Annotated in this window: 9 protein-coding genes; 6 read left to right on the top strand and 3 right to left on the bottom strand. The window is 61.8% G+C overall.

What is annotated here, in order from left to right; all coding sequences use genetic code 11:
- The 3 genes from JO015_07685 to JO015_07695 all read left to right on the top strand — a co-directional run.
- A partial coding sequence (locus tag JO015_07685) for a FliA/WhiG family RNA polymerase sigma factor (GenBank protein ID MBV9998980.1) occupies positions 1 to 152 on the top strand: 152 nt, incomplete at its 5' end.
- An 877-nt stretch (positions 153 to 1,029) separates the two neighbouring features.
- Positions 1,030 to 1,404, top strand: coding sequence for a hypothetical protein (locus tag JO015_07690; protein MBV9998981.1), 375 nt, complete (start codon positions 1,030 to 1,032; stop codon positions 1,402 to 1,404).
- Positions 1,405 to 1,743: 339 nt separating this feature from the next.
- On the top strand, positions 1,744 to 2,043 hold the full coding sequence (locus JO015_07695) for a hypothetical protein (protein ID MBV9998982.1): 300 nt from the start codon (positions 1,744 to 1,746) through the stop codon (positions 2,041 to 2,043).
- Positions 2,044 to 2,610: 567 nt separating this feature from the next.
- On the opposite strand, the gene JO015_07700 is transcribed toward JO015_07695, so the two are convergent.
- The 3 genes from JO015_07700 to JO015_07710 form a co-directional block, all read right to left on the bottom strand.
- The gene (locus tag JO015_07700) at positions 2,611 to 5,676 is read right to left on the bottom strand and encodes a PAS domain S-box protein (protein MBV9998983.1); all 3,066 of its coding nucleotides are present in this window, start codon (positions 5,674 to 5,676) and stop codon (positions 2,611 to 2,613) included.
- 207 nt (positions 5,677 to 5,883) lie between these two features.
- Positions 5,884 to 6,117, bottom strand: a complete 234-nt coding sequence (locus JO015_07705) for a PDZ domain-containing protein (GenBank protein ID MBV9998984.1) — start codon at positions 6,115 to 6,117, stop codon at positions 5,884 to 5,886.
- Between the two features lie 48 nt (positions 6,118 to 6,165).
- Positions 6,166 to 7,134, bottom strand: coding sequence for an aldo/keto reductase (locus JO015_07710; protein MBV9998985.1), 969 nt, complete (start codon positions 7,132 to 7,134; stop codon positions 6,166 to 6,168).
- Between the two features lie 367 nt (positions 7,135 to 7,501).
- Between JO015_07710 and JO015_07715 the strand changes: the two genes are divergently transcribed.
- The 3 genes from JO015_07715 to JO015_07725 form a co-directional block, all read left to right on the top strand.
- Positions 7,502 to 8,521 (top strand): 2-keto-3-deoxygluconate permease, encoded by a 1,020-nt coding sequence (locus JO015_07715; protein ID MBV9998986.1) that lies wholly within the window; start codon positions 7,502 to 7,504, stop codon positions 8,519 to 8,521.
- Positions 8,522 to 8,529: 8 nt separating this feature from the next.
- On the top strand, positions 8,530 to 9,876 hold the full coding sequence (locus tag JO015_07720) for a four-carbon acid sugar kinase family protein (protein ID MBV9998987.1): 1,347 nt from the start codon (positions 8,530 to 8,532) through the stop codon (positions 9,874 to 9,876).
- An 87-nt stretch (positions 9,877 to 9,963) separates the two neighbouring features.
- The coding region (locus JO015_07725; GenBank protein ID MBV9998988.1) for a 4-hydroxythreonine-4-phosphate dehydrogenase PdxA at positions 9,964 to 10,401 on the top strand (438 nt) is incomplete at its 3' end.

The following is a 10,401-nucleotide window of genomic DNA, read 5'->3' on the forward strand; positions in this document are numbered from 1 at the left end:
TGCAAAAGAAGGTGCTGGCCATGTACTACTACGAAAACCTGCGGCTGGCCGACATCGCCGCCGCCTTCGGGCTCACCGAGTCGCGCATCTGCCAGATCCACACCCAAGCCGTCAAACAGCTGCGCGCTTACCTCCAGAGCGTCATGGTCTAGAAGAAACCGGATTTTGCGATCCGGCTTCTAAACCGTAGGTCATCTAATACCATTTCGATGCCCATCAAGGTAAAATTTTGTCTTCCTTCCCAGGTGCCCTGCCGGCATTACACCTACCAGACCGTATAGACGGTCGAGGCCCAACGGGCCGGCAGAGCTAGCCCAGGGTTTACCCCACTGCCATCTAGCTAAGGGCCGGCGGATGGGGGCGCTTTCGTCCCGCAGGGACCCTTGATCGTAGCCAGGGACTTCAGTCCCTGGAGGGGGCATTTAAGAGGGAGCGCGTTCCGTCGGGACGCCTGAAACGCTGCCCCGGAGGCTTCCGACTCCCAGACGGCCAGCCAAACCCGGCGCGACCCTCAACGACGAAAACCCGAACGGCTCCCCAATCTTTGGCGCCCGCCTGGCCCGGCGCCCGCCTTCAGGCGTCCCGAGGGGACGCAATCCCGGGGGCACGCCCGCACAGGCACTAAAGCTACCTGCCTAACCTCAGCCGTCCCTTAGGGACGAAAGCACTACCCGGCCTTGTATCCGCAACTAAATGGCAGTGGGGTTTACCCTGGGAAGGCGTTTCCCCCCGACCGAGCCCTGAAAGGACGGCAGAAACCGTGAGCAACGCCCTCTGCCGCCCCTTCAGCAAATCCAACCCGGCGGGGCGGGCGTTTGTCAAGGTGGGCGTGCAGGCGTGACGCCTTAGGAGGGCTCATCGTCATTTTACGGTTACCTAGGGTAAACCATGGGCTAAATTCTCCCGCTTCTTCGGAGCGAAAGCCCGGTCGGCGTCTCCTTGCGGCTCAGGCGTTACTTCGCTTTTCCTGATCAAGGAGGCAGGAGAGCGACTGACGATGGGTTCGGCGCAAAGGGGCGATTGAGCAATATGAAAATCATACCTCGCAACGTCCACGGCGTGCTCGACTATGTAGTTGGCCTGGTCGTAGCCGGTTCTCCGTGGCTCTTTGGCTTTGCCGACCATGGGCCCGCGACCGTCATCCCCGTCGTTTTGGGACTAGGTTCGTTGCTCTACAGCCTCCTGACCAATTATGAACTGGGCGCAGCCCGGGTTATTCCGTTCCGTGCGCACCTGGTGATCGATTTCCTCTCGGGCCTTTTTCTGGCCGTCTCGCCTTGGCTCTTTGACTTCAGCCATCGCGTGTACTGGCCGCATCTGGCCTTCGGCTTGCTGGAAATCCTGGTCGTTCTGTTAACGCGCGTCGAGTCGGCGCCCGTGACGGCACATGCGGCCCGGCGCTAGCAACCGGTTCAAGCATACTCAAGCATACTCCTGACCCGGGCGTGAGGCCGTATTATCCCCGCATCAGGCACTGTTCGTTCGGGCAGGCGGCTTTTGGCTTGCGGCCAGGGAAGCGAACGCCAGGCCGCAGGTCAGATCGATTCGCGTCAGGCGTTTCAGCGCCGCGTCGGCCGTTAGCGGGCCCTTCGCGGCCACGAACCGCCCAGCTTAGGATTTTTTCGGCTCACCAAAGAATTGCGTAAAAAACCACTAGACTGAGAGTGTAATACCCGTAACCTCTCAGGGCTGCCCTTACAAAAGGTTAAGGGTTTGTGTCACTTAAATCCTGAGCAGAACGATATGCAGTTTGGTGAAGCCATTATTTTAAGCGCCTGCCCGCAAACCGACGGAACCCAGGAGGTGGAACTTAATGCCGTTTGTCCCGCATCAAATTACGAGCGGCTAAACGTCGTATTGGGCGCAACCCGCGTAGCGGTCCCTTTGGACCGGCCGGTGCGCGGCGCCTTTCGCCGGTTCAAGGTGAATCTGAAGGCTGATGCCCCTTTGAATCAAGGAGATAAGATTCCTGTCGAATTCTTTTATCCGGGCGAGCAGGCCGGTGTCCATTGTCGAGGTTTGAGCGCCGGCGGCGTGAATTGAAAGCTGCCGTGGGGGCCTCGCCCGGTTAGAAGTTGCCGGAGAACCGGCGGACATCCCTCGATCACGGTTCGAGGTCATCCCGGCGCACAATCAAAGTGTTACCCCCTCCGGAGCACCAGAAAGCGTTTATGATCTATTTCCAAAGGTATTTTGTCCATTTGTGCACGTCATCCCCCGTGAACTTTGAGCCCGCCCGGCGTGACCTCACCACGGTGGCCCAGAGCGCGGTTCACCCCAGAGCCGAGGAGGTTTGGGAGGAGCACCCCTCACAGGCGGGTGCAGCAAGCGTGCCGTTCCCAAGGCGGTGATGCCGCCGGTTTAACCAAGAGCGCAGCACCGGTTAAGTGTGGTGGCGCTGTTGGCCTTGAACGTTGAACAATGCCGGTCCGCCGACGTTGGAGGGTGTGTGGGAAGGAACGGTCGTGAGCTCTCTCCGGCCTGGGCTTCTTACACGCGCTCTGCGCCATTCCGGAGTTTGTCGATTAGAGGTTCGGTTTTCGGAGGTCGCCCTTTTCGCTTGGCCGCCCGGTCGCGTGACCAAGGGCGGCGACCCGGGCAAGCTCCTGCCTATTCCAGGCGGTTTATGGCCTCGTCAGGGCAAACCCGCTCGCCGAAAGGTCTCGCCATACCGGGCGCATTCGCCTGCGGCTGATCCAGCGCTTGGCGAACTTTTTCGGCCAGAGCCTGCGGCGTGAACGGTTTTTGCAAAAATGTCACTTCGGCGTGCACCACTCCATAGCGAACCACCGCGTCGTCGGTGTAACCGCTCTGGAATAGCACCTTTAACTGCGGTTCGCGGGCCCGCAGCAGGTCTGCCAGTTCGCGACCGCCCATTCCCGGCATGACTACGTCGGTCATCAATAAGTGAATTTGCCCATGCTGCCTCTCGGCCAGGCGCAAGGCTTCCTCTCCGCTCGAGGCTTTTAAGACCTTGTAACCGAAAGCTTCCAGCAGTTGGGCCGTGATTTCCCGGACCGCGTCCTCATCCTCGGCCAGGAGAATCGTCTCACGGCCCTGAACTGGTACAACGGTAAGGTCCTGATTGCCACTCGGCCGTGTCGCCGTTCCGCGCACCGCCGGCAGGTAGATTTGAAACGTCGTCCCGGCACCTGGCCGGCTCTCCAACCGGATGCGGCCCCCGCTCTGCTGGACGATGCCATGCACGACGGCCAAGCCCAGCCCGGTGCCCTTTCCTTCGCCCTTGGTGGTAAAAAAGGGTTCGAAAGCGCGCGCCTGCACTTCCGGGTTCATTCCGCATCCGGTGTCGGTTACGGTCAAAAGCACGTGACGACCCGGGCGAATCGCCGTCTGCGGCGTGCCTCCATCGACGTTGCGCGTCTCTAAAACCAGGGTGCCGCCGCGGGGCATGGCATCCCGGGCATTAACGGCGAGGTTGACAATCACCTGGGCGATCTGGCCGGGGTCGACCCTGACCGGCCGAAGCCGGGTCTCCAGCCGCGTCACCAAAAGCACGTCCTCGCCGATGAGCCGGCGTAACATGGCCTCGGCCTCCGAGAGAATGGCGTTTAGGTCCACAACCTTGGGTTCGAGAACCTGACGGCGGCTGAACGCCAGCAGTTGCCGCGTCAGGGCCGCTGCCCGTTCCGCCGCCCCGCGAATTTCCGCCAAGGATTGAGCCTGGGATTGATCGAATGCCAAAGCGGGTGCCAACAGGGCAGCGTGACCGAAAATCACCGAAAGCAGGTTGTTAAAGTCGTGGGCCACGCCGCCAGCCAGCTGGCCGAAGGCCTCCATCTTCTGGGCTTGGTGCAGCTGGGCTTCCAGTTGCTTCTGGGCCGTGACGTCGCGCGAATTGATCGCCAGTAAGCTTTCGCTGCCGCCATCGGGCATCTTCCGTCCAATCGCCTGGAGCACGCGCCAATAACCTTCGCGGTGGTAAAAGCGGCATTCGACCGGGGTGCTCGCCGCGGAGTGGGAGCGCACCCAGCGAATCGCGGCCCGCACCCGAAGCGCGTCCTCCGGGTGCAGGAACTCGAAGATGCTGCGGCCCAGAAGGTCCGCCGGGCCGTACCCGAGCGTGCGCTCGACGGACGGGCTTTGAAACCGGACGAGGCCTTCGGCATTTATGACTGTAATAAGGTCGGAAGCGTTCTGGATCAGCGAACCAAACCACTCCTCACGCCGGTGCCGTTCCGCTTCAGCGTGCTTGAGGGCGTCGATGTCGGTCGTGGTTCCAACCCACTCTCGCACGTGGCCCTGGGCGTCGAGGAGGGGCACGGCGCGCGAGTGAACGTGGCGGTATTCGCCCCGCGCCGATAAAGAGCGATGATCGTGGTTGTAAACGTTTCGGGTCGCGAGAGCGTGCAGCCAGGCCTCGAGAGTTGACTGCCGGTCCTCCGGGTGGACGTACCTCAGCAGCCACGCTCGGTCCGGCGGATGACCGGGATCGTGCGGGGCGAGGATTCCGCCTTCCAGCGTCAGCAGTGCCTTGCCGTCACCGTCCATACGCCATACGGCGTTGCCGCCCGCGGTGACCAGCGCCCGGTACCGTCCCTCGCTCTGGCGCAAGGCCTCTTCGGCCGCCTTGCGTTCGGTGATGTCCACCAATGTGATTGCCAGCCCGGCAAGGCGGCCGTCGGGGCTGTGGTACGGCAAGAACCGCGTCAGGTACCAACACCCTTCGATGCTGGGCACCTCGCGCTCGATCGATGTACGCCGCTCCAACGAGAGTTTTGCGTCGGCGGCGAGCGACTCGCACGTAAGCCGGTGGCGCAGGTTCATCAACGGCCGGCCCACGTCGGCAGGGATCAGATTAAACAGCGCCACGGCGGCCGGCGTGTAGCGGAGAATGCGCAGCTCGCAGTCCAAAAAGATCGTGGCGATCTGGGTAGCCGCCATCAGGCTTTGCAAATCGGCGTTGAGTTTAATCAGCTCTTTAACCTTGTCTTTGAGCCCTTGATTGACGGCGCTTAATTCTTCGTTGACTGATTGGAGTTCTTCGCGGCCGGCCTCGACCTCTTCAGCAATTGAGCGCAGCTCCTCATTGATGGTCTGTAGCTCTTCGTTGGACTCCTTAAGCTCTTCGACCGAAGCTTCGTACTGTTCGACCAGGTCATGCCGATGCACCCTGACCAGGTCGGGTTCGGCGGTCAACCGATTCGTGGGTAGCGGCCCGGCCGGCAGCGCCTGCAAAGGCGGCAAAAGCTCTTCCTCTTCAAACGTCACCAGGAACAGGTCAGGAGCGAGGTCCGGCGCGCGTCGCACCCGAAGGGTTATGCTGCACTGCTTGCCCTCCAGCTTCACCCAAAGCCGGTGCACTTGGACCCCGCAGCCCGTTCGCGCTGCGCGGCCCAACGCCCAATGCAACCCGCATCGGAGTGAGGCGGGCACCAGGCGCAGCACATCCCAGGTGGCCTCGCCATGTCTCAGACGCAAATACCGGCCAACACCCTCTGAGAGGTGCACAGCGCGGTAGGCGCCGTCCACGATCACCGAAGGCGCCGCGAAACGTTCACGCAGCCGGCCGTGTAATCGGTCCAGCGAAAAGGTTTGCCGCTCACCCCCGCCGAGTTCCTCGACGGCGGGAGGTCCAAGGGCGGATGGTCCTGCGTCTTGAGGGCCACGGCCTGGTTCAAATACCTGAATAGAGACGGTGCGGGAAAAGTCAGTCACGTTTCTCTTGAAAAGCGCTGCAGACCTCGGCGACCGCGTTTGCGGCACGGCGGGTTGATTTTTCTTATACTCTTCTCATTCAACAGAAAATACTATTTTTGTAAAAAAGAAATATCAAATCCAAAATTTCAATAAAAATCTTGACGGGCACACGGGCTCCGTGCGGGCTTGCAACCTGCGTAGATTTCCGCTGCAGAAGCCTTCCAGTCACGCCTGCCGCAAGGCCACGGGCCCGGGCCGAGTCCGGGTAATGGTAACGTTGAAGGTTTTAAGTTCGCCGCGACGGTCCACCGGCACCGGCGGACCCGGCGTCATTTCAGCCGCCCGCAGTATTAGCTGGTTCGCATTTTCAACGGGCTGATTGGCAAACCTCACGATCAGATCACCACCTTTAATCCCGGCGGCTTGGGCCGGCCCGTCCGGCGTGGCGTCTGAGACCAGCGCCCCGGCCGGCCGGCTCGCCGGTAATCGTGGGTTCGCTCAAAAGGCCTACTGGTAGAAGTTGCGGATCCAACGATGGGCTTTCAGCTTTTCCACCATCGGCTTCGGCAAGCCGCGCCCGTCGCCGATGGCGCAGTTGCGCTCGACATTGTGCACCGAGCGCATCCCCGGGATAACGGTGGAAACGGCCGGGTGGCTCAGCACGTATCGCAACGCCGTTTCCGCCATCTGCTCCAGAGGAATGCCGAGATCGGAGGCTATGCTCTGCACGCGCTCATAGATTTGCCGTTTGCGATCATCACGAAAGTAACGGTTACGAAAATCGCCGTCCGCAAAGGTTGTCTGCGGAGTGATTTTTCCCGTGAGCGCCCCTTCGTCCAACGCCACGCGTACGATCACACCGATGCGGTGACGCTCACAGGCGGGCAAGAGTTCGTCTTCAGGGCTTTGGTCAAAAATGTTGTAGATTACCTGAACGGCGTCGACTGCGCCGGTCTCAATCAGGCGGATGGCGTTTTGAGGCTGATGGTCATTGATGGAAACACCGAAAGAGCGGATCTTTCCCTGGTCCTTGAGCTTTTGGATGGCTTCAAGCCAGTCTCCTTGCCCGACCCATTCATCCGACCAGACATGGAACTGCTGCACGTCAATGGTTTCCAGGCCGAGGTGGCGCAGGCTTTCTTCGGTACAGGCGACGACGTGCTTCGCGGGAAACGTTTCCGTCGCCGGCACGCCGGCTCTCGCGGGCCATTCGCGGTTCCTGGGCGGGATTTTGGTTGCCACGTAGATGGTCTCCGGACGTTCCTTGACCAGGCGCCCGACGAGTTGCTCGCTGTGACCTTCCCCGTAACCCAGGGCCGTGTCGATGAAGTTCAGCCCCAAATCGACGGAGCGATGTAAAGCCTTCATCGACTCCTCATCCGAGGCGCCAATCCACATGCTTTTTCCGATTCCCCACGCGCCGTAGCCGATTTCCGACACGTTCAGGCCGGTCTTGCCAAGAAATCTGTAATTCATTGAGTCGATATTCCTTCAGGGGTCGGCAGGATGTTCAATCTGCCGGGTCCTGAGGCTGTCAGTGCCTCGCGCTTTTCCGGCAAGTTTGTCTGCATCACCCTTCCTTAGTCGTTGCGCGTCGTTTGGGTACGCTTGTGTCCTTGTCGAAGCCGATGCGCGATTCGGGGTGAACTCCAACAAAACCTGCGTTGTTGCCCGGTGCGGCCATGTGGTGGATGCCCCGATCCGCGAACGAGACGACGACTGAGATGCGGCCCGACCCGGGGGGACCGGCGAAATCATTGTAGCTGAACCGCTGGTTGCCTGCCTCCGGATAACCCCGATGAACAGAAAATCGCCGCCGGTTATGATTTATCCCGCTTAATCCATGAAGCCATTTCCTCTTTTGCGTTGCGTCGAGCGGGTTCCCGGTGGGCTCATGGTAGTGCCGCTGCTGATCGGGGCGGTAATTGCGACCTTTGCGCCTGGGACCGCGAAGTTCTTCGGCTCTTTTACAGAAGCGCTTTTCAATGGCGCGTTGACGATTCTAGCGGTGTTCTACGTCTGTATGGGCACCACGATCGAATTAACGGCCACCCCGTATATCCTGAAGAAAGGTGGCGCGTTGCTGATCACGAAAATCCTTTGCGGCATGGTGGCCGGCATCATCCTGGGGCGCTTGCTGGGCGAAAAGCCGATCGGGGCCGGACCATTCCTGGGGTTGTCTACTCTTGCCGTCGTGGCCGCCATGAACGACACCAACGGCGGCCTCTACATGGCGTTGATGGGCAAGTACGGCCTGCCCCGCGATGTTGGCGCCTACTCGGTGATGACCATTGAGAGCGGGCCATTCTTGACCATGGTTACCTTAGGCGTTGCGGGCCTGTCGGCGTTTCCGTGGCAAACCTTGCTCGGGGGCATTCTTCCCTTACTCGTCGGGATCGTGCTTGGCAATCTCGACCCGGAATGCCGGGCGTTTTTCGGCAAGGCTGCGCCGCCGCTGATTCCATTTTTTGCCTTCGCCCTTGGGAGCACCCTGAACCTAAACCGGGTCGTGCAGGCTGGCCTGCTCGGTGTTTTTTTGGGTCTGGCGGTGGTCGTCGTTACCGGCACTGCCCTTTTAATTGCGGACCGGCTGACGGGAGGCAATGGTGTGGCCGGACTGGCGGCTGCTTCGTCAGCCGGTAACGCTGCGGCCGTACCCGCCATCGTGGCTGCCGCCAACCCGGCTTACCAGGAGGCGGCCAGGACGGCGACGGTCCTCGTCGCTGCCAGTGTGGTGGTGACCACCGTTGTCGTGCCGCTGGTAACGGCCTGGTGGGCGGGTCGTGTCGGCTCAGTGTTACGGGAAGATGCCGTGTCCCGCGAGCGTTCCGCCCCTGCGCCGGTGCGGCGAGAGGGGCGTTAACCCGGGTTATGGCCCCCGCAATCGTCATTGTGGCCGATGACCTGACCGGCGCTGCCGACTGCGGCGCAGTCTACACCGAAGCGGGGTTGGACACCGTGGTCGTTTTTGGCGAAGTTCTTCGCGCTTGGGATTGCGCTGCCGACGTTACCGCCGTCGATGCCGATACCCGGCGCGCCCCGCCCGAGCTGGCCGCCACGGTCACGGAAAGGATTGTCCGCGAGCTGTGCTCAGGCAGTCCGGCGCCCATTCTTTACAAGAAGATCGATTCCACCCTGCGCGGCAACTTCGCGGTCGAGATCGCTGCGGCTCGCCGCGCGTACGGTGACTCGCGCGGTTCCGCCAAGGCCGGTCCGGCAACGATCTCCCCGGCGCCGTTCACCATCGTCGCCCCCGCCTTCCCGGCAACCGGCCGGACGACGCGGGACGGCCGGATGTTCGTTCAGGGCGTACCGATGGAGGAGGGCGATGTTTGGCGGAAGGAGAAGTTGTCCGGCATCGCCGATGTATCCGCCATCCTGCGGGCGCGTACCGGGCTGCGCGTCGAGACGGTGCCCCTCGAGGTTGTCCGTGCCGGTGTGCAATCCACGGCGGATATCTTGACCGGGTACGCTGCGTCCGGCGTTGAGGCCGTCGTCTGCGACGCCGATCTGGACGATGATTTATCGGCGGTGGCCCAGGCTGCCGCCCGGCTGAACCCGTTGCCCGTCTTTGCCGGCTCGGCCGGGCTTGCCCGCCACCTGCCGGCCGCACTCGGGCTGATTCGGAAACATCCGGCCGACTGCAGAATGAGGCCCGGTTTCGTCAGCGTTGACGCTGCTGCTTCCCGGTCTGAAGCGCCGGCCCGGACCAGGGGTCCGCTGCTGTTTGTAATCGGTAGCGTGTCCGAGGTTGCGCGCGCGCAGTTGGATCGCCTGGCGCTTGAACCCGGCATAACGATCGTGACCGTGCCCCCTGCGGCGCTGCGGGCCGGCCCGGGGGAGAATGCATGGCAGGCTGCAGTGCGACAGGCGGACGAGGCCCTTGACGCGCAGCGTGACGTCGCCATCGTCATTGGAACCGCCGGCGAAATCAATCTCGATGATGGCGCGGTTCTGAGTAAAGCGCTCGCGCAATTAGTCCTTTTATTGATGCCGCGCCAGGCCGGGCTCTTCTGTACCGGGGGTGAGACGGCCCGTGCCGTGTTTGATGCTGCCGGCATCTCAGGTATCCGGCTGGCCGGTGAAGTTGAGCCGGGCGTACCGCTCGGCACCGGCGTGGGCGATTACACCCGTATCCCGATCATCACCAAGGCAGGCGCGTTCGGCCATCCGGAGACGCTGGTGCGCTGTCGCGCCGCCCTGGGCGGTTTTCCTTGATATCCTGACACTCCTCCGCCCTCAAGGGCGGAGGTTGGCGGCCCATTTTTGCTAACTTACCTGACTACTGATTGTTAACCCACTGCGATGAACGAAAAGTCTCCTTTGCCGACTGTTGGGATCACCATGGGCGACGCCGCCGGCGTCGGGCCGGAAATCATCATGAAAAGCCTTGCCCATGCCGACCTCTATGATCGTTGCCGGCCGCTGGTGATCGGTGATGCCGGCCGGTTGCGTGAAGCCGGCCGTATCGTCGACTCCAAGTTGGAAGTGAACGCGATCAGCCGTCCGGACGCGGCTAGATTCACGCCCGGCGTGGCCGATTGCTTTGATCTGAAGCTTATACCGGAGGGACTCCCCTGGGGGCAGCTCTCACCCATCTGCGGCGACGCCGCCTACCAGTACCTGGCCCGCGCCGTCGAGTTGGCCCAGGCCGGCCAAATCGATGCCATCTGCACGGCACCGCTCAACAAAGAGGCCCTGCACGCGGGCGGTCACCGGTTTCCCGGGCACACCGAAATGCTG

This window comes from Verrucomicrobiota bacterium (assembly GCA_019247695.1).
In the GTDB taxonomy this organism is placed as follows: domain Bacteria; phylum Verrucomicrobiota; class Verrucomicrobiia; order Chthoniobacterales; family JAFAMB01; genus JAFBAP01.